Origin of the sequence: Alteribacillus bidgolensis (assembly GCF_002886255.1) — a bacterium.
GTDB lineage: Bacteria > Bacillota > Bacilli > Bacillales > Marinococcaceae > Alteribacillus > Alteribacillus bidgolensis.
In genome coordinates, this window is sequence record NZ_KZ614149.1 from 4246851 (window position 1) to 4270768 (window position 23918).

Below are 23918 nucleotides of genomic sequence, written 5' to 3' on the forward strand. Positions count from 1 at the left end.
CTAGGGGGTAAGGTGGTGTGATCTCATCCGTACGTAAAGTAGCACAAATACTCAATTGTTTTACGGAAGATGAACCGGCTTTAAGAAACCTGGATATTGCAAAGAAACTAGATATGAGTACAAGTACAGTATACCGTTTGGTTCAGTCTTTATGCAATGAAGGGATGTTAATCAAAGATAGTACCAACAGATACAGATTAGGGTGGAAGCTGCTTGAATTAGGCAATATGGTTATGTATCAACAAGATATTTATAACGAAGCAGTTCCGAGGATTGAAGAACTGACAAGAAAATTCAAAGGCATCGTGCATATCGGCATGCTGGATGAAAATGGAGATTTTATCTTTGTTTTAAAAGTGGCCGCAAGAGATGCTCTTCAAGTTCCTACCTTTATTGGAGAAAGAAAACCGACCTATTGTTTTAGTACCGGAAAAATTTTATTGTCCTCTAATCCGTCATTGATGGAAAAGTTTACTACAAATGATTTGTTAAAACGAGGTCCAAACACGATTGAGACAGTGGAAGGGCTCCAAGTAGAACTTAATCAGGTTAGGGACAATGGTTTTGCAGTAAGCAACAATGAAAATGAGTTTGGTGTTCATGGCATCGCAGCTCCGATCAAATCTTATAGCGGTAAAAATATTGCTGCACTCAACATGGTAGGGCCCATCTCTTATATTCAGGGCCACGAAAAGAAAAACATGATCAAACATGTAACAAAAGTGGCAGACAGTATTTCAAAAGACTTAGGCTATATTTTTGAAGAATAAATGAAAAGGAGAGATTAAAATGGCTTTAAAATCTGAAAACAGTGGACTGAATGCAAGATCATTTAACTTAATAAAAACTATTGAGGAAAATAAAGATTTACTTAAACCACCTGTCAACAACAAAGTGATGTGGGAAGATTCTGAGTTTATTGCAATGATTTTGGGCGGACCTAACAAAAGACGTGATTTCCACGTAGACCCTTCTGATGAATTCTTTTATCAAGTAAAAGGAAATTGTTATGTAGAATGCATTAACGAACAGGGAGAAAGAGAAGTCGTAACTGTAGGAGAAGGAGAAGTATTTATGCTGCCGGCCATGGTACCGCACTCCCCTCATCGCCCGGCGAATACTTACGGAATTGTCCTTGAGCGAAAAAGAGGGAAAGGAGAATTAGAAGATTTCGTTTGGTTCTGTGATGAGTGTGATCATGAAATGCACCGGGTAACTGTTCAACTTTCCAATATTGAAACGCAAGTGAAGGGTGCTATTGAACAATTTAATGGAAGTGAAGAATTAAGAACATGTAATAATTGCGGCCATAAAATGCCTCCGGAAGCTGAGGAATGGAAATGAGAATAGATTTTCATACTCACATCATTCCTCAGGATATTCCAAATTTCACAGAAAAATATGGTCAAGACAGATGGCCTCTTCTTCATCAGACTTGTACATGCGGCGCGAACATTATGGTAGGAGGCAAAGTGTTCAGAGAAGTGACAGATCAAGTGTGGGATCCTAATAAGCGAATCAAAGACATGGATAGAGAGGGAGTAGACATGCAGGTGCTCTCTCCTATCCCCGTCACCTTTTCGTATTGGGCTCCAGCCGCAGAAGCTTTAGAAATGGCTCGGCTGCAAAATGATTTTATCGCAGACACTGTAAACAATTATCCGAAACGTTTTTTGGGATTTGGGACTATACCAATGCAGGATACAGACCTTGCGATTCAAGAAATGGAACGTTGTATTCATGAACTGAACTTATCTGGAATTGAAATAGGAACGAATGTCAACGGGAATAATTTGGATTCGAAAGAGTTTACTTCTTTTTTTGAAATGGCAGAAAAGTGGGAGGTTCCATTATTTATTCACCCGTGGGAAACCATGGCAAGGGATAGAACGCCACGCCATAATTTTATGTACACCGTAGGAATGCCAAGCGAGACTGCTTTGGCTGCTGCGAGTCTGATATGGAGCGGGGTTATTGAGAAGTATCCTAAATTAAAAATTTGTTTTTCTCACGGTGGAGGATCGTTTCCTTATATTATTCCGCGTCTGGATCAAGGATGGAAAGTATGGCCGCATTTACGCCTAACCAGTCACCCGCCTAGCCATTATATAAATAATCTGTATTTTGATTCCCTAAACTATGATCCTTTAAACCTGCAATTTCTAATTGATAGATTTGGTCACGACAGAATTATGTTGGGATCTGATTATCCCTTTTTATTAAGAGAAATATCTCCAGGAAAAATCATTGATGAAATGAGAGGTTTAACAGCTGAACAACAGAGGTTCATGTTAGGAGAGAATGCATTGCAATTTTTAAATGTAAAGGAGAAAAAGATAATCAATGAGTCCACAAGTAACGTCTCCCGAGCAAAAACTCCAAGCCCTGGGAATTAAGCTGAGCGATGTACGTCCTGCAGCGGGCAACTATATCAGTCATCGTATAGTTGGTAATTTGATATTTACATCAGGGCAAGGAGTAGACAATTATCACGGGAAACTTGGAAAAGATTTAACATTAGAAGATGGTTATCAAGCTTCTCGGCAATCCGTGATTAATTTAGTAAGTGTTTTAAAGGCAGAACTAGGAGAGCTTGATAAAGTAAAAAAGATAGTTAAAATACTAGGGTTTGTTAATAGTACAGAAGACTTTACCGGCCAGCCTAAAGTAATGAATGGGGCTTCTGATCTTTTGGTGGAAGTATTCGGTGAACGGGGGAAACATGCGCGTTCTGCTGTCGGTATGGCGCAGCTGCCTAATAATACAGCAGTAGAAATCGAAATGATTGTGGAAATTGAAGAGTAAGGTTCAGGTTTAGTCTGAGCGTTGCACAAGGGAGGCAAATATAGTGCATGTAGAAGAGATACCTAAGAAGAAAGTGGAGGCTATTAATTGTCTTCATTTTATAGACGGAAACTTTGTTTCCTCTGATACAACATTTAACAATATTAATCCGGCCACAGAAGAAGTATTAGGAACCGTTGAGGAGGGGGGGAAGAAAGAAGTTGATTTAGCAGTGCAGGCAGCAAGAAAAGCATTAAACGGAGAATGGAAAACGATCACCACAAGGGAACGATCGAATATACTGCGGCGCATCGGTGATTTGATTACAGAGAGGATAGAAGAGCTGGCCGTGTTAGAATCGCTGGACACAGGTAAACCATATGAAATTGCAATCGAAATGGATATTAAAAGAGCAGCTCATAACTTTTATTTCTTTGCGGACTATTTAACCTCTATGGGAACAGAAGCATACCAGCAAGACCAGCAGGCACTGCATTATTCGATCCGCCGTCCAGTAGGAGTCGTAGGTATGATCAATCCTTGGAACCTGCCGCTGCTTCTATTAACTTGGAAATTAGCTCCGTGCCTTGCTACAGGAAACACAGCGGTAATGAAACCAGCAGAATGGACACCAATGACAGCAACTGTACTGGCAGAGATTTGTAAGGAAGCAGGAGTGCCTGATGGAGTAGTGAACCTGGTACATGGGTTTGGCGTAGACTCTGCAGGAGCGGCTATCACAGAACATCCCGATGTCGATGCGGTAACTTTTACAGGGGAAACGAAAACAGGTACGGCGATTATGAAAGCTGCTGCTCCAACGTTGAAAAAACTTTCTTTTGAATTAGGCGGGAAGAATCCCAATATTATATTCGCTGACTCTGATATAGATGAAGTTATTGAAACTACATTAAAGTCGAGCTTTATGAATCAAGGAGAAGTTTGTTTATGCGGGTCTAGAATATATGTAGAAGAAAAGCTGTTTGACGAATTTCTGGATAAATTCACTACAGCGACGAAAAAATTGAAGGTTGGAGATCCTTTTGAATCTGGCATTAAAGTTGGTTCTGTCGTAAGTAAAGAACATTACGAAAAAGTAATGAGCTATATTCAAATAGCCAAAGAAGAAGGTGGAGAAATTCTTACAGGCGGGGACCGGCCGGCCCATATGGAAAAAGGATTCTATATTAATCCAACCATTATTACTGGTTTAACAAAGGACTCCCGTTGTATTAGAGAAGAAATTTTTGGCCCAGTCGTTACAGTGGTTCCTTTTAAGAAGGAAGAAGAAGTAATCCAGCAGGCAAATGATACCCACTACGGTTTAGGGGCTACTATTTGGACAAACAACTTAAGAAGAGCCCACCGTGTTGCACAACAAATTGAAGCTGGGATCATCTGGGTTAATACCTGGTATTTAAGAGACTTAAGAACACCATTTGGCGGTATGAAGCAAAGCGGTATTGGAAGAGAAGGCGGAGCTCACAGCTTTGAATTCTACAGTGAACTGTCAAACGTTACGATAAAAATTTGATATTACGGAGGGTCTCTAGAGTGAACGAAAAGGTCATACCACTATCAGAGCACTTAACGGAAGCGGAAGAAACCGGTCAAGGGGTCGAGCCGTTAACTTCATTAAATCCTGAACTGGGTATCAAACAAGCATATCAAATTCAATTAACTAACATTCAAAACAAAGTAACAGCCGGGGACAAAATAGTAGGTAAAAAAATCGGCTTGACGTCAAAAGCAATGCAAGATCTTCTAGGAGTAGGCGAACCGGATTACGGTCATTTGCTAAACAGCATGCAAGTAGAAAATAAAGGATCAGTAACAAAAGAAAAGGTTCTTCAGCCAAAGGTAGAAGGAGAGATTGCGTTTGTTTTAAAAGAAGAGTTGAGAGGACCTGATGTTACAACAGAAGATGTACTCAAAGCAACAGACTATATTGTTCCAGCGTTAGAAATAGTAGACAGCCGGATCAGTGATTGGAAAATTACACTAGCAGATACGATTGCTGATAACGCCTCATCCGGTTTATTTGTTTTAGGTGACAAGAAAGTGAATATAAAAGATATAGACTTAAAAAATGAAGAAATGATCTTGTACAAAAATAGTGTAGAAGTTAATAAAGGCAAAGGATCAGCAGCTCTTGAAGATCCCGCGTATTGTGTAGCTTGGCTTGCAAATAAACTTTTCGAGTATGATATTACTTTAAAAGCAGGAGAAGTAATTCTTTCTGGAGCATTATCAGCGGCGGTCGATGCTTCATCAAGAGATACATTTAAGGCATCTTTTCCTGTATTGGGAGAAGTGGAAGTGAGTTTTAAATAAAGGAGTCGTTTTACACTATGAAAAAATTAAAAGCAGGGATTATAGGTTCCGGGAATATCGGGACAGACCTTATGATGAAAGTGGAAAGCTCTCAGTTTTTAGAAATGTCAGCTATGATAGGGATAGATCCAAATTCAGACGGCCTGCGTCATGCTAAGAAACGCGGTCACTCTATTTTTGATAATGGGATTGATGGATTTTTAGAAGAGTCGAATTTGGCAGACATTCTTTTTGATGCTACATCTGCCAAAGCTCATTATTATCATGCACAATCTTTAGAAAAAATACAAAAACAAGTAATCGATTTAACTCCTGCTGCTATTGGTCCATTCGTTGTGCCTACCGTTAATCTTGAAGAGCACGTAACTAAATCGAATATTAACATGATTACGTGTGGAGGCCAAGCTACAATTCCTATCGTTCATGCTATTAATTCTGTTTGCCAAGTAGACTATGCAGAAATTGTTGCTACTATTGCAAGTGAAAGTGCGGGGCCGGGTACAAGAGCAAATATTGATGAGTTTACCTATACTACTGCCCAAGGGATCGAAAAAGTTGGCGGCGCGAAAAAAGGAAAAGCAATTATTATCCTTAATCCGGCAGATCCTCCCATTATTATGAGAGATACCGTCCAATGCATTGCTCCAGGGGCAAATGAACGTCAAGATGAATTAATTGAAGCTATTCAAAAGAGAGTACGACAAGTTCAAAATTATGTCCCTGGCTATACCTTGAGAACAAACCCAATATTTGATGGCGATCAAATCACCGTGTTTATTGAGGTAAAAGGTGCTGCAGACTATCTCCCTTCTTATGCTGGTAATTTGGATATTATGACGGCCTCTGCAGTAAAAGTAGGAGAAGAATTAGCAAAGCATCAATTAAGTTTTTCAGAAAATTTATAATAATATAAATTGTTGAGAAAGAGGAAGGAGTATTTCATTGATAAATAAAGAAACAGTAGTAACTGAAGTTGCTCTGCGCGATGGGAGTCATGCAATCAGCCACAGCTTTACTGTTGATCAAGTAACCCAGGTGGTTAAAGCTTTAGATGATGCTAATGTCCCTTTTATTGAAGTTTCTCATGGAGATGGATTAGGGGGCTCATCCATTCAATATGGGTTTTCTAAAACGGATGAGATGAAACTGATTGAAGCCTCAGTTGGTTCGACAAAAAATTCAGCTATATCTGTCCTGCTATTACCGGGTATCGGAACGGTGAAAGAATTAAAAGAAGCACATCAACTGGGAGCTAAAATGGTCCGTGTAGCAACTCATGTAACAGAAGCAGATGTTAGTAAACAACACATTTCTTTAGGTAAAGAATTAGGCATGGAAACAGTTGGCTTTCTCATGATGTCTCATATGGTTCCGGCAGAAAAGCTCTTAGAACAGGCTCAGCTTATGGAAAGCTATGGAGCCGACACTGTTTATGTTGTAGACTCTGCAGGAGCGTTATTACCTCATGAAGTAAGAACAAGAATTAAACTTCTAAAGGAAAATCTAACAGTAAATGTAGGATTTCATGCTCACAACAACTTATCTTTAGCAATGGCAAATACTTTAGCAGCAATAGAAGAAGGAGCAACGAGAATTGATGGCAGTGTCCGGTGTCTAGGAGCCGGTGCTGGAAATACACAAACAGAAGTACTAGTGTCCGTGCTAGAACGGATGAACATACAAACCGGGATTGATGTTTACAAAATGATGGACTTAGCTGAGGAGTTAGTAGCTCCAATTTTACCAGAGCCTCAAGAAATTACAAAAGGGAGTTTAGTTTTAGGGTACGCAGGCGTTTATTCTAGTTTTCTGCTTCATGCTTATCGTGCTGCAGAAAAATATCATTTGGATCCAAGAGATATATTAATAGAATTAGGAAATAGAAAAGTAGTGGGCGGTCAAGAAGACATGATCATCGACGTTGCGAGTGAACTTGCAGGGTATAAAATTTCATAATAAAACAGAGGTGAAGGGGTTGGATTTAAAAGAAATTGCAGAAAAAATAGATCTTCATCAGCAGAATGGTATGAAAATGGGCAAAATTACCAATGACTATCCCGAATTAACAGTAGAAGAAGCTTATGAAATCCAAAGACTAACTATTCAAAAAAATATTGAGAGAAATGATCCTCTTATTGGGTGGAAAATGGGACTAACGAGTAAGGCGAAACAAATTTCGATGAATGTAGAAGAACCTATTTATGGAAGACTTACAGAATCAATGGAATTAAATGAACCTGTCCTGCACGTCAAGAACCTCATTCATCCCAAAGTAGAGCCGGAGTTTGCTTTTTTCATTAATAAGGAACTCAAAGGAAGTAACGTAAAACCAAGAGATGTATGGGCTGCTGCAGAAGGAGTATATCTTGCTTTAGAAGTAATTGACAGCCGCTATGAAAATTTTAAATTCACTTTGCCAGATGTGGTAGCAGACAATGCTTCTTCCACTAAATTTGTCTTAGGCACTCAAGTCTTTTCTCCAGCATATACCCCTTGGGACAAAGTAAAAGTTACTATGCTTAAAAACGGGGAAAAAGTCCAATCTGGATATGGAAATGCTGTATTAAATCATCCAGTGCATTCTGTAGTAGAGCTGACGAAAATGATTAATAGGGATAATTTAACCATAAAACCTGGAATGCTGGTTCTTGTAGGTGGTATTACGGAAGCAGTGAGTGTAAGGGCAGGAGACATGTTAAATGTGGATTATGAAGGGCTGGATTCACTGGATTTAGAGGTGAAGGAATAGAACAGGAGGCAGGGTTGTGCCGATAGCTCATATTCATATTTTAGAAGGCAGGGATAGAAGCCAGAAGAAGAAACTCATTGAAGAGGTAACAAAGGCTATTAGTTCCAGTCTTCAATCTGAAAGAGGAAAAATAAAAGTTTTATTACATGAAGTTTCGGAAGACAATTGGGCTACAGCTGGGGTGACGAAAAGAGAAGAAAAAATTGTTGACTAAATCAGCAGAAAAAGAGGAGGAAAGGAGACAGCAGACATGAAAGTACACGACAACAACACACCAGATTTGCATGGATCTGTTGTTGCCATAGGTGCCTTCGACGGAATGCATCTAGGTCATCAGGCTGTCATACGTGAGACTGTTAATCTCGGCGAAATCTATAATATTCCTAGTGTAGTTTACACTTTTGATACGCCTCCCCGGGCTTACTTTCAAAATTCGACTATTTTAATGAATGCCAAAGAGAAATTGGAAATGGTTAAGAAACTTGGTGCTAAACAAGTAGTTATTGCTAGTTTCAATAAAGATTATGTTCAGAAAAGTGCGGAAAGTTTTATAAAAGAATTAAATAAAATGCATCCTAAAGAAATTTTGGTAGGAAACGACTTTCGTTTTGGTAAGGGAAGAAGTGGAAATGTTCAACTTCTCAAGAAATATTTTAACGTAAGAATTATTGAGCCAGTAAGGTGTACTAGAGGGGAGGTTATCTCTTCCACTAGAATCCGAAAGTTAATTGCACTAGGAGATACCCAAGGCGTTGGGGCTCTCTTAGGAGAAAAAGAGGGGGTTAAATGATGAATTTCTTAAAAGTATATTGGAAGAGTATAAGTTTGACAATAGGTCTAGCAGCATTGCTGACTGCTTGCGGGGGTGGTGACGAGACTACAGAATCAGCATCAGACCCCCAGTCTGCCGAAGGAGAAGCAGAAGAAACGGCAGAAGGCCAAGCCGATGCTGAACATGAATTTAAACTGGGGTTAATTACACCACCTGCGCATATGTGGCACAAAGCGGCAGAGAAGTTTAAGGAAGAGTTAGAAGCAAACTCTAATGGAAGAATGGCATTGGAAATTTATCCTTCTGGCCAAGTTGGAAATGAAAACGATATGCTTCAGCAAATTGAATCTGGCTCATTAGATTTTGGTTTTATAACTGCTGCAGAAATTAGTTCTCGTGAAGAAGCTTTTTCTGCTTGGTTTACCCCATACCTCTTTAAAACAATTAATGATGCTCATGAAGCACGTGAATCGGATGTAGCTAAGGAAATGCTTGGGACACTTGAGCAATATGGTATGACTGGTTTAGATTATTTGTTTGCTGGACAGCGCGTCTTATTATTTAAAGATAAGGAAGTAAAGCAGCCTGAAGATATGGAAGGATTGGTACTTCGCGTAACACCTAGCCCGCCAATGCTGGAATTTTATAATTCAACTGGCACTTCCACGGAAGGGATTCCTTTGCCTGAAGTTTATTCCGCTGTTCAAACCGGGGTTATTGACGGAATGGATATGGACTTAGATGCTACGATTACAAATAAATTTTTCGAAGTAGTCGATTACGGGGCTGTTACAAACCATATGGTATGGCCATCAGTAGCAGTCGTTAATTCAAACACTTTTTCATCTTTGCCTGAAGAAGATCAACAGATTATAGAGGGTGCTTTAGAAACTACTGCTGATTATGCCGTAGAAACCAGATCAGCTCAGGAAGAAGAATTTAAACAAACACTTACTGATGAGGGCATGACCATTTATGAACTAGATAAAAGTGTCTTTGAAGAACAAATTGAGAGCTTTGATGAAAAATATAAAGAAAAAGATCCATTAATTGAAGAGTTCATTACTACATTCCGTGAATAGGACTGGGAGGGAGAAACTATTGAATACTATAAGTAACGGCTTAGCAATAATAGAAAAATATCTTGCAATAGTGTTAATGGTTACGATGACAGCAGTAATGGCTTTAGCAGTGTTGTTCCGTTACTTCTTAAACTCTCCATTGTCATGGGCTGGAGAAGCAGCAGTATTTCTATTAACGTGGATCAGTTTTATAGGAGGAAGTCTTGGGCTTAAATATAAAGCTCAAGCTTCTGTTACTTTTTTGTTAGATATAACTTCTGCGAAAACGAGGAAAATTCTTTTGGTTGTAGGTTATCTAATAATCTTAATTTTTATGGGTATTGTGCTCTATTATAGTTACACTTGGTTGTTTTCTTCAAGTTCTTTATGGCAAAAATCAAATAACTTACAAATACCTATGTGGATACCTTATAGTGCTGTCCCCATTGGATTAAGCTTTGCTGCAGTTCATATTCTGTCAAACTTGTCGGATTTATTTAGAAAGGAGGAGAGCAAATGACGGCTTTAGTAATTGTTTTATTTTTTGTCTTTTTACTAATGGGAATTCCTATCTCGTTAGTACTTGGAATGATGACTATATTATATTTTTTTACTTTAGGTAATACGCAGTTATTAACTTCTATGCCGCAGCAGCTTTTTTCTAGTTTAGATAACTATGGACTGCTTGCTATTCCTCTTTTTATGCTCGCAGGTGAATTAATGAACGGGGGCGGTATTACTACAAAATTGGTAAATTTTGCCAGGGTGTTATTGGGACATTTCCGCGGAGGATTAGCGTACGTGACGGTCATTGCTAATATGTTCCTGGCTTCTATATTAGGATCTGCTAACGCACAGGCTGCTATGATGAGTAAAACAATGGTTCCCGAAATGGAAAAGGAAGGATATGAAAGAAAGTTTTCAGCGGCTCTAACCCTTTCTTCTTCTATTGTAGCACCTATAATCCCGCCAAGCATGATTTTTATTATCTATGGCACATTATCAGGTGCTTCTATTGGCGGATTGTTTATGGCAGGGATTATCCCGGGGCTTATCTATGGCACAGCTTTTGTAGGATTAATAGCGTTTATGGGATATAAATATAATTTCCCAAAAAGTGAACGAGAACCATTCAGGGAAGTAGTGAAGAGTACATTGTCTGTGTTTCCTGCTTTGCTCGTTCCATTTGTCATTATAGCAGGCATATTAAGTGGGGTATTTACAGCTACTGAGTCTGCAGCTGTAGCTTGTGTTATTGCTTTCCTTGTAGGGCATTTTGTTTACAAGGAATTAAATTTTAAGAGTCTCCCTTCTATTTTTTTTAACACGGTGATAAGTACTGCCACCGTTACCTTTCTCATTGCTATGGCTGGAGCTTTCGGATGGATGATTGCTTTTGAGCAAATCCCGCAAGCAATAGCGAACGGAATGCTTTCATTGTCAGAAAACCCACTTGTATTTTTGTTTTTAGTTAATATTTTTCTATTGATATTAGGAGCAGTGCTGGATGGAATTGCAGCTTTAATCATTTTAGTTCCAGTCTTCATGCCGCTCTTGATGACTTATGGGGTGGACCCCGTTCACTTTGGGGTAATTATCTGTATAAACTTAACAATAGGTTTATTGACTCCTCCTATTGGCACAGGTCTATTCATCGTATCTTCCATTGCCGAAGTGAAATTTGAAAGCCTCATTAAGAGTGTTTTTCCTTTTTTAATCATGGGAATCATTGTTCTTTTTGTTATCACGTACTGGGAAGACGCTGTATTGCTAATTCCCCGGCTGGTAGGACTTTAAACAATAGTATGTAAGGAAATTGGAAACTTCCTGTATTATCAAAAATGCATCAATTGTTAAGGAGCCATAGAAAATAAGGAAGTTGTATGAAACATACTTGAGCCCTTACAGGGTGATAAATTAGAAAAGGAAGGTGCTTTCTAACATGAATAGTGGACCTACGCTAGCCCCTTGTAAACTAATAAGCATCTTCAGAATAAGTTAATTCATAGCTGTGGCTGTATATTTCAACTAGGTTTCCAAATGGGTCTTTGCAATATACCATTCGGAAAGGCTTTTCACCAGTGTAGTATTCACGAACTGGCATACGCTGCTTTCCCCCGTGGGCTTTAATTTTTTCTACGAGCCCTTCAAGGTCCGGATCTTGTACACAATAATGGAAAATACCTGTCTTCCAGTACTCAAAATTGTTTTCTGGTGTTTCGTTATTTGGGAACTCAAACAGCTCAATTCCTATTTTATCCGAAGTAGAGAGGTGGGCAATACGAAACTTTCCCCACCCCGTACCAATACATCCTTGCACATTATACCAATAGGGCTGTCATCCTCTAGCACTTCGGAAGGTTCCATTATTATATACCAACCCATTACTTCCGTATAGAATTCTACTGCTTTATCCACATCGGGCACCGAAAGGCCGATGTGAGAAAAAGCACGTGGATACGACGCAATAAATGATTCCTCCTTCTATATGTAATGTGGACAAATTATAATATATTTAACATGGATTTGATAAGTAAAAGGTTTGTGGTTTTGCAGGAAGAATTGTATCGTGTGAAATGTGAAAAATGAAGAAATATTTACGATGGTTTTTAAATAAGAAAAAGAGAAAGGCTGTCATAGATTTGATAGATATAAAACACAACAGTATAAACCTTTGCTGAACTCTCAACGCATTAGTTGGGAGTTCTGTTTAAAAAAACACTTTGTTCCATCCATGACACAATTTGTCTTATGTGAGTGGCACAAACTGTATCATTACGGATTATAATGAGTAGTTAATTCCCGAAATGACAGCTTCGTCTCTTTTGGCATTTTTTTTGCATTAATAAAGGGTGATGTGTTTTATACCATCGTCCTTTGGAGGGGATACGTATGAAAGCTGCGGTTATGGAACAGTAAAAAAAGCCATTTGTGGTTAAGTAAGTGGAGGACCCAGCAGTGTACGCCAACGGTGCAATTGTACGTGTTAAAGCTAACGGCATAGGCGTTCGGATTGGCATGGCTGGATGAGCGATCTAAGCTGGGTTGATGTGAATCTCGAATTGCCATGGGTGTTAGGGCACGAATTTACTGATGTCGAAGAGGAAGTCGGCAAAGAAGTTAAAAATTTCAAAAAAGGCGACCGCGTTATTGTTCCTTTCAGCCAGGGGGGCGGTTCGTGTGAGCAATGTTTGTCTGGGCATCACACTATTTGTGACAACCTTGAGATGATGGGTTTTTCGTACTGGGGAGGTTTTGGTAAATACACAGCTATACCTAATGCAGACTTGAATATGGTACATCTGCCTGAATCCGTTGGTTTTGAAGAAGAAGCAAGTGTCGGGTGCCGTTTTATGACCTCTTTCCAAGCTGTAACCGAGCAGGCAAAAGTAAAGCCTGGTGAATGGGCAGCTGTTTATGGCGTCGGCGTCGTTGGTTTGGCTGCGGCACACATTGCTAATGCAGCAAGAGCTAATGTAATAGTTGTCGATATTAGCCAGGAAAAGCTTGATTTAGCTAAAAAGGCAGGGGCTGCAGTAACGATAACAGTAAAGAAACGAACCCGTGGGAAGCAATACATGAAATAACAAAAGGGGGAGCGCATGTATCTATTGATGCACTTGGCATTGCTGAAACGGCTGGTAATTCCATTAGGTCTCATCGAAAACGAGGACGGCATATCCAAATCGGCTTAACCACCAGTGAAGAAAAAGGAATTATTGCCATTCCCGCAGACTTGATTACAATGAAAGAACTGCAGTTTATCGGTCATTCGGTAGAACTATCCTTCCATGCTTGAAAACAGGAAAGCTTACCCCTGGCAAACTTGTGACAAACCATGTATCAATAGAAGAAGTGAGCAGTGTTATTGAAGGAATGGGAACTTATAACAATGTAGGTGTTACTGTAGTTAATAAATGATAGCGCTCACTTATGTTTATACTTATTAAAATCAAGGAGGAGGAGTAAACATGGAAAAAACAGTAGATTTGTATCCTAAAGTAGCCAAATTTTTGGAGGGACAGAAAAAACTATTTATTAATGGTAAATGGGTTGATTCGGCAAACGGAAAGACGTTTGAAAGTAGAAATCCTGCTACCGGGGAAGTATTGATTACAGTTAGTGAAGCGGAAGCAGAAGATGTTAACCGTACGGTCGATGCTGCCCGGGCAGCTTTTGATAATGGGGCCTGGTCTAGAACAACTGCTGCTGAACGCAGCCGTCTCATTTATAAACTTGCTGATCTAATGGAAGAAAATAAAGAAGAACTAGCACAAATAGAGACGTTGGACAACGGGAAACCGATTAAAGAAACACGCATGGGCGATATTCCGATGGCGATAGAGCACTTCCGTTATTTTGCAGGCTGGTCCACTAAAATTGTAGGGCAAACCATTCCGGTTTCAGGTAATTATTTTAATTACACGAAACACGAGCCTGTAGGAGTGGTTGGCCAAATTATTCCGTGGAACTTTCCTCTTCTTATGGCAGCCTGGAAGTTAGGTGCAGCACTTGCTACGGGGTGTACCGTTGTATTAAAGCCTGCAGAACAAACTCCGTTATCTGCTCTTTATCTAGCGGAGCTAACGCAAGAAGCTGGTTTTCCTGAAGGGGTTATTAATATTATTCCTGGATTTGGACCGACTGCTGGTGAACCACTCGTAAACCATGAAAAAATTAACAAAGTAGCGTTTACTGGGTCCACTGAAATTGGGAAACAAATTATGCGTCAGGCGTCTGACACGGTAAAACGAGTGACTCTTGAGCTTGGTGGAAAGTCTCCGAACATTATACTTCCAGATGCCGATATGTCAAAAGCCATTCCAGGGGCGCTTGCTGGGATCATGTTTAATCAGGGGCAGGTTTGCAGCGCAGGTTCTCGTGTGTTTGTTCAAAAGAAAGCCTATGACAACTTTGTTGCTGACATGGTGTCTCATTCGCAAAGCATTAAACAAGGACCCGGTCTCGACTCAAATACGCAAATGGGCCCTCTGGTATCTGACGTTCAGCAAAACCGTGTGATGAAATATATTCAGCGAGGACAAGACGAAGGAGCAGAAATGTTAACGGGTGGGAAAAATCCTTTTAATAATGGATATTTTGTAGAACCAACGGTATTTGCGGCAGTAGATGATAATATGACGATTGCCAAAGAAGAAATTTTCGGACCAGTTGTAGCTGCAATGCCGTTTGAAGACTTAGATGAAGTCATTGAACGAGCAAACAATTTAAATTATGGTCTTGCAGCTGGATTGTGGACGGAAAATGTGAAAAATGCTCATTATGTGGCGGATAATCTGCAAGCAGGAACTGTCTGGGTCAACTGCTATAACGTATTCGATGCAGCTTCGCCATTTGGTGGATTCAAGCAATCTGGAAGCGGCCGTGAAATGGGATCCTATGCTCTTGACAACTATACAGAAGTAAAAAGTGTCTGGATTAATATGAATTAAACACAGCTAGAGAATCGTGCAGAGTGCCCTCCAAGGGCACTCTGTTTTTATGTAAGGAATAAAATGTTAACAAGCCTAGAAGAATGAGAGAAAGTATACATTAGAAAAAATGCCGCTCTGCTATCTTAAGTAGAGGTAATAGCTGAAAGGATAAATACTTGGTGCATGATTGCTCATTTCGAAATAAAAGGACAGGATTACATACGGTATTATATTGGGTATTGAAAATTGTTTTTAATAATTTTTCAAAATGTTATAATAAATCTGACATAGTTAAGTTATTTACTTTACAATCTTGGTGGGAGGGAAAAAATGAACGAAAAAGCTTGGGAAAATTTTATCTTAAAAAACCAAGTATCCAAAGACATTCCAGATGAAATTGTTATGTCATGGAAGCGAAGCGTTCGTGCCGGTATTCAACCGGAATTAAAGAAAGCACCTCAAATTTTTAACCCTCATGACATACAAAAGATTGCCTCCACTAACTTATTACACCATATCTTTTCTCAATTAAGCGGCGAAATGGATAAGTATTTTAACAAATACGATTGTTCTTTAAGCCTCTCAGATGAAAAAGGATGCATTATTGCTTCTTTTGTTGAAGGCACATTAAAGGAAAAACTGCAAGAAGTAAGGTTTTATGAAGGGGGCCATTGGCATGAATCAAAGTCAGGGACAAATGCCATCGGTACCGCTTTAACGACAGATAAAGAAATAGTTGTTAAAGGCCCTGAGCACTTTTGTCAAAATTGGCATCCCTTTTCTTGTGCCGGCATACCGATTCGCCATCCAATGAGTCAAAAAACTGCCGGGATACTAGATTTAACTACTCTAAAAGAACGATTTCCAGAAAATGCTTTAAGTCTTACAGCTGTATTTGTTCAATCGATTGAAGCGCTTTGGCATGCGACTCTTCTTCAAGATATTGAATTCATACGACAAGAATTCAACAAGTATATAAAAAGTATAGAACATGATCATGTTATTGCAGTTGACAGCTCTGGAAATATAGTAGATACATGTATGAAGGGGCCGTATCGAGAAAAGGAGCAGCCTGTGAATGTAAAATTGGATCAACTAGAGAAAGGAATCTATGAAGGAGACATCCAACTAGAAAATGGGGCTGCTGCAGAAGGACGAGTCATCCCTGTAAAACGAAATAACCGGACGATTGGCGGAGTCATCCATTTAAGGAAAGGAAATCGTTCAAAGACGTTCAAGCAAGAAAAAACAAATGAAGATAGCTTCTCATCCTATTCTTGTATGATTGGTAACAGTGAGAGCTGGCAGCAAGTCATCGCAGGCGCAAAACGAGTGGCATCTAGAAATATGTCTGTTTTAATTACAGGGAAAAGCGGGACAGGCAAGGAATTAATGGCTCGGGCTATTCATGAGTCAAGTGCTCGAAAAAACAATGCTTTTTTGGCTGTTAATTGTGCAGGTCTCAATCACGAACTCGCAGCAAGTGAACTTTTTGGATATGCACCCGGTGCCTTTACCGGTGCTTTGAAAACCGGTAAAAAGGGTTGGTTTGAAGCAGCTGACGGAGGTACCCTGTTTCTAGATGAAATCAGTGAAATGCCTCCGTCCATTCAAGCGATGATGCTTCGAGTAATACAGGAAAAACAGGTTCTGCGAATTGGTGAACATACTCCTAGATCGGTAGACGTTCGAATTATTGCTGCTAGTAACAGAAATTTAAAAGAATGGATACAAGCTGGCAAGTTTCGCGCTGATCTTTATTTTCGCTTGAACGTTGGGCGGATACACCTCCCTTGCCTTTGTGAAAGAAATGGTGATATTGAACTGTTAGCAGAGCACTTTCTAAAAAACATCGATGGGCATTTTCAAATAGACCAATCTGCTTGGGAAGTTTTTAATCAATACAGCTGGCCGGGCAACGTCCGTGAGCTGCAAAATGTTTTGGAATATGCGGCGTTGTATGCGAGAGACGAAATCATTACAGCAAGTGATTTACCTGCAGATTTATTCGAACATGAAAACAATAAAAAATATACTATTCGCCTTGTACCGGATAAAAAAGACAAGCAAATAAATGAAGGAGAGAGTGAAGAAGATGACCTCCTTAAAACAATTAAGGCTTGTCGATACAACATGACTCAGGCCTCTAAAGCTTTAGGAATATCGAGAAGTACTCTTTATCGTAAAATGAAAAAATATGAAATAAACATATAATCCATTTTAAGAAATCTTACATCTACTGAGATACACAAAAACAAATCCCAAAATAACGTTTTCATCTAACGTGTAACCCTGGATAAAAAAATAGGGAGCGGCAGTGATCATTTCAGGTCCTGCCTTTTTTATTGTCAGTTCATATAATAGATATAGACAATTCTTTCATATTTTACTTTCGACTTTGCGATGTCTAGTAATACCGAATGTGAATCAATTCCGGAAGACGTGATTTACAAGGAACCAAATGGTAGAATGTTCAGGTGATGAGTAAAACGTATATTACGTATAATACAACGATGCAGACAATATTTAAAGAATCCTAGGGCTGGAGAAACAGATATATTTTTATGACTTTAGTGGTACACAATGGAAAAGCAAAAGCAGCAGAGCTTCCTAGGTCAGTTAAACCAAAATGTAATGCACCGGGGTAAAATCAATAGGATTGAGTATGATGAGGGGGAGAAAGATTGACAAAGTATATAACAATATTGGTTATTGCTTTAGTTCTGTTGTTAATTGTGCCATCTATATTAGACATTACAGCTGGAGAAACATATTATTCCTCTATTGTTGGTGGTTTTATAAGTGGTTCTCTTACACTAGCAGGGGTTTATATAACAGTTTTACATTACAAAGAAAAGGATTTTTCTGAATTGCTTCCAGAAAAAATAGCATTGTTAACCGATTTGATAGAAGAATTAAGAGTTCACACTATTAACCTTCAAAGGAATGCGGATGACATGAACTATAATCAAAAACGTGTTCTTGCATTAAAAAAAGATATAAAAGAACATTTTTTGGAGCAATCCTTGTGTATAAGCGGGAATTGTTATGAAGAAATTGTTAAGTGCAATACAGAATCCTTTAAACTTTTGACAATGTTAAATCAATGGATAGATATGAATTATAATAAAATGTCTCAATTATCCGAAGAAAACATTGTAAAATATACAGAATCTGTTAAAAACTTAGAAAAAAGTTATACTAAAATTTGCGAAATGAAAGAAAGAGTTCTTGAACAATATAAAAAAATAAACAAAATGTAGTACTGTTTTCTTTAATTTAAAGGTATACCAGTCTCTTTAAGGATTTAACGTTTATCCTGTGGATTCTGGTGTTCTTTTTTTGCTTAGAAAATATTTACATTTGTAGAACCAATACGATGGAAAAAATTCCTATTTTGTTGTTGCAAAGATACAGAGCTTTATTCCAAGTAGGTATTTTAAGTCATAGAGATGGATCGGAATTCATAAAAAGCTATTTCCCCTTTTTCTTGAAGTTATATAAATAATGACACTATGAAGCACATTAGAATTTTTTATTTCTAAAAGGGGCTGGCCCGAGGATTATGAAAGTAACCATCCATGTTGAGAACGCATAGACAGGAGAAATTTTCGACACAATCGTCTACCCTGAGGCGTTTGAAGAAGAATAAAAGCCAACTAAACATGAACCCCAAATAGATGACGCATTGCCCGAGACACTTTATCCGGGTTTATCATTTCTCGATTTCATTATTGGACAATCTAATGAATTACGGTACAATAAGGTTTGAAACTGGTTTCAATTTATTAATTTTGAAATTTTGGAGTGTTCAGCTGTGCCGACTATATCCGACGTAGCAAAATTATCAGGCTTATCTAAAAGTACGGTATCAAGAGTCATAAATAATTATCCGCACGTTTCTAAAGAGAAGCGTGAATTGGTAGAAAAAGCAATGAAGGAACTGTCTTATACACCAAGCCCCACTGCAAGAAGAATGAGAGGGCAGGTAACAACAACGATCGGCGTGATCATACCGCGAATCACGAACCCTTTTTTCTCTTATTTAGTGAATGCTATTGAACAAACAGCATATAAAAACGGCCACCAAGTTATCATTTTTCAAAGCAATGAAAACAAAGAGAAGGAAATTGATTTTCTCAACCTGTTAAAGACAAATCAAGTAGATGGGGTTATTATGACGGCTATTGAAAATGATTGGGAGGTCGTCAGGTCTTTTCAAGAGTTTGGACCGATCCTGTTATGTAACGAGTATCTAAACAATGCTGATGTTCCTACGGTTCGACTGGACCAAATAAAAGGCGCTTACATTGGCACAAAGCACCTGCTTGAAAAAGGGCATACAAAAATTGCTTACTGCACGGGGGGATTATTTGCTGTAGATGGAAAGGACTGCGACCGAAATCAAGGGTTTCAAAAGGCAATGCAAGAAGGTGGACTAACTGTCAACCCGCCATGGGTTTTTGTCAATAAGCACACAATGGAAGATGGCAAGGCAGTGATGAGGCAGATTCTAGATATGAAAGAGAGACCGACAGCTGTCTTTACAGGAAGTGATGAGGTTGCCGGCGGCATTATAGTTGAAGCAAAAGAGAGTGGATTAAATATTCCTGAAGATATAGCTGTGATTGGGTTTGATGATCAGCCGCTGGCAGAGCTTGTCGCCCCCAAACTAACAACTATTCGCCAGCCAGTTAACGATATGGGGCAAAAAGCCGTTCAAATAATGATTAAAATGCTAAACCATGAAAAATTAGAGCAAATGGAATATGAGCTGCCTATTGAATTAATATGCCGGCAGTCAACTTAAAAAAAGTATTGAAACCGATACCAATATCATTTATACTACTCATTATATAGACAAAGGAAAGTTATCAAAGGCAATTTATGCATATACTTTTCGACAATTTACTACTAGATTCAGTAGTTTTCTTTTTCATTTAATTGAAACCGATTCCAGTATTCGGATAAATTACACATAGTGAGGAGTGTCATAAGAGTGAGGAAACACAAAGGTTTCACGATGGTACTGTTAACTTTTCTTTTCCTTGGAATCTTTTTAAGTGCATGTATGTCCGATGATTCTGAAAATCAACATGCCGAGGGGAAAATTTCGATTGATATCTATCAAGGGAAAGTAGAATTTCGCGATCAATTTATTAAACTTGCTGAAAAATATGAAGAAGAAAATCCGGATGTAAGTATTAGTGTTACAGCTGTTGGGGGAGGAACGGATTATTTTACTTCCCTGCGATCGCGGTTTTCAGCGGGAGATGAACCAGAAATCTTCAGCGTTGCCGGGCCGTCAGAAGCGGAGGATTTTAAACAGTATTTATCAGATTTGTCTGATACTAAAGCAGCAAGTTTAGCTTTAGAAGGTACTCTCGATGGATTAATGGAGGGAGAACAAGTTTATGGTCTGCCTTTTAATCAAGAAGGCTACGGATTGATTTACAATAAAAAAATGTTTGAGGAAGCGGGTATTGATGCTGAAAAAATACTTACTTATGAAGATTTAGAAGAAGCTGTTCAAAAACTGGACAGCCAAAAAGATGAGCTGGGTATAGAAGAGGTGTTTGCGCTTCCGGCAAATGAAGAGTGGGTGATTAGTAATCACTTGGCAAATACGTTTATTGCACCAGAATTCAATAATAGCGTGATGGAAGCGTATGAAAGCGGTACGGTGCCCTTTGAAAAAAGCGAAGAGCTCAAAAGAATATTAGATCTTCAAAATACGTACTCTATTCAACCAACGTTAAGCATGGACTATTCGCAGCAGGTAGAGCAATATTTTACGCTTGAAAAAGTGGCAATCATCCAGCAAGGCAATTGGATTTACCCTACCGTTGCACAAATGGATCAGACATTTGCGGAAGATAACTTAGGCATTCTGCCAATCCCAGTTGAAGGCCATGAAGGAAAGCTTCCTGTTGGTGTGCCGAACTACTGGGTTGTAAATGACAATAAAGACGACGAAGTGGTGGAAGCTTCTAAAGATTTCTTGAATTGGATGTACACATCGGAAGAAGGTAAAGAAATAGTACTGAATGATTTAAATTTCATTCCAGCTTATGAAGGTTTTGATACTTCTGAAATTGCAGATCCTCTGTCTAGAGAAATTTACGAATATTCTTCTAAAGGATATACAATTGACTGGGTGTTTGTAGGCTTTCCTACTCCTTGGACTGATTCCTTAGGCGCGAATATGCAGGAATATATAGACGGAGGGAAAACGTGGGAAGAAGTGATTGAAGATTCCCGCAGAGAATGGGAAGGCATGAGACAGTAATCGATTAGAACTACAGCTCATTTTGTTGGCAGATGTCCTAATACAAATTAACTTGTTCTTACGCTTGAAAAGGAGGTATGTTCATGAAAAGCCGGGAATTTTCCTATTGGTTATTTCTAACACCGGTTATTTTAAGTTTGACCCTAGTTGTCATTATACCGCTGCTGTTTGGGTTATATTATTCTTTTACAGATTGGAATGGATTAACAGTAAGTACTTTTATTGGTCTGGATCATTATATGCGTGTATTTGAAGATCAACGATTCATCAGTTCCCTTTGGTTCACGATTAAATTTTCCGTGGTCACCGTTATTTTACTTAATATATTGGGTTTAGGACTGGCTTTACTAGTAACTAAACAATTAAAATCAAGTCATTTGCTTCGAACGATTTTCTTTATGCCTAACTTGATAGGCGGCCTTATTCTGGGTTTTATTTGGCAGTTCATTTTTATTAGCGTGTTTTCAGATATAGGGAGTATTTTCGGGGCTGAAAGCCTGCAAGGATGGCTGTCGTCTCCTGCTACAGGTTTTTGGGGGCTTGTTATATTAACGTCCTGGCAGATGGCTGGTTACATTATGATTATCTACATCGCTTACTTGCAAAATATTCCGAGCGAATTATTAGAAGCAGCAGAGGTGGATGGGGCGAATGCGTTTCAACGATTTCGCCATGTTCTTTTTCCATTAGTTGCTCCGGCTTTTACCGTAAGCATGTTTTTAACACTGTCCACAGCTTTTAAAATTTATGATCAAAACTTATCTTTAACCGATGGAGGTCCGTACAATTCTACGGAAATGGTCGCAATGAATATTGTAAATACAGCTTTCACCTATAACGAAATGGCATACGGCCAGGCGAAAGCTATTATATTTTTCATTTTTGTGGCAGCCATCGCTATTACTCAGGTTTATTACAATAAAAAAAGGGAGGTCGAGCTATGATGAAGGGCCGAAAAAGAAGGCTGTATGTTCTGGAAATACTCGGTATTTTACTCGGATTGCTATGGCTCTCCCCATTTTATCTAATAGCAGTAAATGCTTTTAAGACAAATAGAGACATTTTTGCAGATGTGCTGGGTTTTCCTTCAAATCCGACCATTCAGAACTTTATTCAAGCATTCATTGATTTGCAGTTTTTACAATCACTGTTTAACTCATTGATTATTACTGTAGCAAGTATTGGAATTATCGTTTTTTTCTCATCCATGGCAGCATATGCTCTGGCACGCAATAAATCAAAACTCAGCAGCGTTATTTTATTAATCTTTGTTGCTGCGATGCTTATTCCTTTTCAGGCAGTAATGATTCCGCTCGTTGCTCTTTTTGGGAAGGCGGAAATGTTAAATATGGTCGGCCTTATCTTCATGTATTTAGGGTTTGGTTCAAGCCTGGCTATATTTTTGTACCACGGGGCAATGACCAGTATTCCCAGTACGTTGGATGAAGCTGCCATTATCGACGGGGCGAATAAATTTCAAACGTTCTGGTTTATCATTTTCCCTTTATTGAAACCGATCTCAGTAACGGTAGGAATATTAAATGTGATCTGGATCTGGAATGACTTTTTATTACCTTCCTTAATTTTAAGTGATTCGGAAGCAACGATTCCTTTACGAATGTTTTATTTCTTTGGGCAGTACACAAAACAGTGGCATTTAGCCTTAGCAGGGCTGACCATCGTTATTATTCCTGTTATCGTTTTCTATTTCATTGCTCAAAAACAGATTATAAAAGGGGTATCCGAAGGAGCAGTAAAATAAAAAACGAAAGGAAGTCTATTAAAGGGGGACTGCAAAGGTGACGATGAATGGCTTTTACCGTGTCAGTGAATGGATAATGAGACTTTCTGTAGTGAATCTGTTATGGATTGTTTTTAACCTTCCACTTGTATTGATTATTTTAAATGTCATGCAAGTCGATCAGCCTGGAGTGAAGTTTTTTTCTATTATAGTGCTGACCATTCTTGCACCATTTTTATTTTTTCCCGCAACAGCCGCTATGTTTTCTTCGGTGAGAGACTGGACGTTAAGTAGGGACGCTGTGAGTCTATCAAAAAACTATTGGTTTTATTACAAGGAAAACTACCGCAATAGTCTGCTTGGAGGAGCGGTGTTAACCCTTATTTGGTTCGTCTGGGCAGTAGACTCTTATTATTTTAGTCAAGCGAATATGGTGTTGATGTTTTCCTTCATCGCTTTAGGGGTAATTCTTTTCGTTTTCACCATAAACTTTTTTTCCGTATTGGTTCATTATCAGATAAACGTCAGATCCCTCTTAAAACAAGCATTTCTATTTACATTTGCAAGTCCATTATTAAGCAGCGTAATAAGCTTTAGCAGCTTTCTAATAATATATGTAAGCATGAATGGGCTGCAGCTGATTGTTCCATTGTTTAGCGGAACATTAATAGCATTTATATCATTTTCAGCATTTTATCGATTTTATGTGAAATATCAGTCTATACATTCAGCATAGGAAAGGAGTTTTAAACC

22 protein-coding genes and 2 pseudogenes are annotated in these 23918 nt (G+C 38.7%); 23 read left to right on the forward strand and 1 reads right to left on the reverse strand.

What is annotated here, in order from left to right; genetic code table 11:
• Positions 1–17: 17 nt before the first annotated feature.
• The 14 genes from CEF16_RS20855 to CEF16_RS20920 are packed head-to-tail and all read left to right on the forward strand — an operon-like array spanning position 18 to position 11497.
• Positions 18–770: an IclR family transcriptional regulator gene (locus CEF16_RS20855; protein ID WP_091585848.1), complete on the forward strand. Its 753-nt coding sequence runs from the start codon at positions 18–20 to the stop codon at positions 768–770.
• A gap of 19 nt (positions 771–789) precedes the next feature.
• Positions 790–1344: a 3-hydroxyanthranilate 3,4-dioxygenase gene (locus CEF16_RS20860; RefSeq protein WP_091585850.1), complete on the forward strand. Its 555-nt coding sequence runs from the start codon at positions 790–792 to the stop codon at positions 1342–1344.
• Positions 1335–2396, forward strand: a complete 1062-nt coding sequence (locus CEF16_RS20865; RefSeq protein WP_091585852.1) for an amidohydrolase family protein — start codon at positions 1335–1337, stop codon at positions 2394–2396. Before CEF16_RS20860 ends, CEF16_RS20865 begins: the two co-directional genes overlap by 10 nt.
• Positions 2344–2805, forward strand: coding sequence for a RidA family protein (locus CEF16_RS20870; RefSeq protein ID WP_091585854.1), 462 nt, complete (start codon positions 2344–2346; stop codon positions 2803–2805). Before CEF16_RS20865 ends, CEF16_RS20870 begins: the two co-directional genes overlap by 53 nt.
• A 43-nt stretch (positions 2806–2848) precedes the next feature.
• Positions 2849–4318 carry an aldehyde dehydrogenase gene (locus tag CEF16_RS20875; RefSeq protein WP_091585856.1) on the forward strand — a complete coding sequence of 490 codons (1470 nt, stop codon included), beginning with the start codon at positions 2849–2851 and terminating at the stop codon, positions 4316–4318.
• Positions 4319–4338: 20 nt separating this feature from the next.
• Complete coding sequence (locus CEF16_RS20880) at positions 4339–5118, forward strand: 2-keto-4-pentenoate hydratase (RefSeq protein ID WP_091585858.1); 780 nt, start codon at positions 4339–4341, stop codon at positions 5116–5118.
• A 17-nt stretch (positions 5119–5135) separates the two neighbouring features.
• Positions 5136–6023 carry an acetaldehyde dehydrogenase (acetylating) gene (locus CEF16_RS20885; protein WP_091585860.1) on the forward strand — a complete coding sequence of 296 codons (888 nt, stop codon included), beginning with the start codon at positions 5136–5138 and terminating at the stop codon, positions 6021–6023.
• A 40-nt stretch (positions 6024–6063) separates the two neighbouring features.
• Positions 6064–7074, forward strand: a complete 1011-nt coding sequence (gene dmpG / locus CEF16_RS20890; protein ID WP_425428034.1) for a 4-hydroxy-2-oxovalerate aldolase — start codon at positions 6064–6066, stop codon at positions 7072–7074.
• Between the two features lie 10 nt (positions 7075–7084).
• On the forward strand, positions 7085–7867 hold the full coding sequence (locus tag CEF16_RS20895) for a 2-keto-4-pentenoate hydratase (RefSeq protein ID WP_245918019.1): 783 nt from the start codon (positions 7085–7087) through the stop codon (positions 7865–7867).
• A 16-nt stretch (positions 7868–7883) separates the two neighbouring features.
• Positions 7884–8081 carry a tautomerase family protein gene (locus tag CEF16_RS20900; protein WP_091585864.1) on the forward strand — a complete coding sequence of 66 codons (198 nt, stop codon included), beginning with the start codon at positions 7884–7886 and terminating at the stop codon, positions 8079–8081.
• Positions 8082–8117: 36 nt separating this feature from the next.
• On the forward strand, positions 8118–8657 hold the full coding sequence (locus CEF16_RS20905; protein ID WP_091585866.1) for an FAD synthetase: 540 nt from the start codon (positions 8118–8120) through the stop codon (positions 8655–8657).
• Positions 8654–9721, forward strand: a complete 1068-nt coding sequence (locus CEF16_RS20910; RefSeq protein WP_245917948.1) for a TRAP transporter substrate-binding protein — start codon at positions 8654–8656, stop codon at positions 9719–9721. Before CEF16_RS20905 ends, CEF16_RS20910 begins: the two co-directional genes overlap by 4 nt.
• A 19-nt stretch (positions 9722–9740) precedes the next feature.
• Positions 9741–10220, forward strand: a complete 480-nt coding sequence (locus CEF16_RS20915) for a TRAP transporter small permease (protein ID WP_091585870.1) — start codon at positions 9741–9743, stop codon at positions 10218–10220.
• Positions 10217–11497, forward strand: coding sequence for a TRAP transporter large permease (locus CEF16_RS20920; RefSeq protein WP_091585872.1), 1281 nt, complete (start codon positions 10217–10219; stop codon positions 11495–11497). The genes CEF16_RS20915 and CEF16_RS20920 overlap by 4 nt, the downstream gene beginning before the upstream one ends.
• 178 nt (positions 11498–11675) lie before the next feature.
• Here the strand turns inward: CEF16_RS20920 and CEF16_RS20925 are convergent.
• Positions 11676–12169: pseudogene (locus tag CEF16_RS20925) on the reverse strand (lactoylglutathione lyase family protein).
• A 557-nt stretch (positions 12170–12726) separates the two neighbouring features.
• Here CEF16_RS20925 and CEF16_RS20930 point away from each other — a divergent pair.
• The 9 genes and pseudogenes from CEF16_RS20930 to CEF16_RS20970 all read left to right on the forward strand — a co-directional run bounded on the left by CEF16_RS20930 (position 12727) and on the right by CEF16_RS20970 (position 23901).
• Positions 12727–13499 (forward strand): annotated as a pseudogene (locus tag CEF16_RS20930) (zinc-binding dehydrogenase).
• 172 nt (positions 13500–13671) lie between these two features.
• A complete protein-coding gene (locus CEF16_RS20935) occupies positions 13672–15153 on the forward strand; it encodes an aldehyde dehydrogenase family protein (RefSeq protein ID WP_091585874.1) in 1482 nt (493 codons plus the stop codon).
• Positions 15154–15465: 312 nt separating this feature from the next.
• The gene (locus tag CEF16_RS20940; protein WP_091585876.1) at positions 15466–17349 is read left to right on the forward strand and encodes a sigma-54-dependent Fis family transcriptional regulator; all 1884 of its coding nucleotides are present in this window, start codon (positions 15466–15468) and stop codon (positions 17347–17349) included.
• A 470-nt stretch (positions 17350–17819) separates the two neighbouring features.
• On the forward strand, positions 17820–18398 hold the full coding sequence (locus CEF16_RS20945; RefSeq protein WP_091585878.1) for a hypothetical protein: 579 nt from the start codon (positions 17820–17822) through the stop codon (positions 18396–18398).
• A gap of 554 nt (positions 18399–18952) precedes the next feature.
• Positions 18953–19945 (forward strand): LacI family DNA-binding transcriptional regulator, encoded by a 993-nt coding sequence (locus CEF16_RS20950; protein WP_091585880.1) that lies wholly within the window; start codon positions 18953–18955, stop codon positions 19943–19945.
• 189 nt (positions 19946–20134) lie between these two features.
• Positions 20135–21424 carry an ABC transporter substrate-binding protein gene (locus tag CEF16_RS20955; RefSeq protein ID WP_091585882.1) on the forward strand — a complete coding sequence of 430 codons (1290 nt, stop codon included), beginning with the start codon at positions 20135–20137 and terminating at the stop codon, positions 21422–21424.
• Positions 21425–21507: 83 nt separating this feature from the next.
• On the forward strand, positions 21508–22368 hold the full coding sequence (locus tag CEF16_RS20960) for a carbohydrate ABC transporter permease (RefSeq protein ID WP_091585884.1): 861 nt from the start codon (positions 21508–21510) through the stop codon (positions 22366–22368).
• Positions 22368–23186 carry a carbohydrate ABC transporter permease gene (locus tag CEF16_RS20965; RefSeq protein WP_091586252.1) on the forward strand — a complete coding sequence of 273 codons (819 nt, stop codon included), beginning with the start codon at positions 22368–22370 and terminating at the stop codon, positions 23184–23186. The genes CEF16_RS20960 and CEF16_RS20965 overlap by 1 nt, the downstream gene beginning before the upstream one ends.
• A gap of 43 nt (positions 23187–23229) precedes the next feature.
• Complete coding sequence (locus CEF16_RS20970) at positions 23230–23901, forward strand: YesL family protein (RefSeq protein ID WP_245918020.1); 672 nt, start codon at positions 23230–23232, stop codon at positions 23899–23901.
• The last annotated feature ends 17 nt before the right edge of the window (positions 23902–23918 follow it).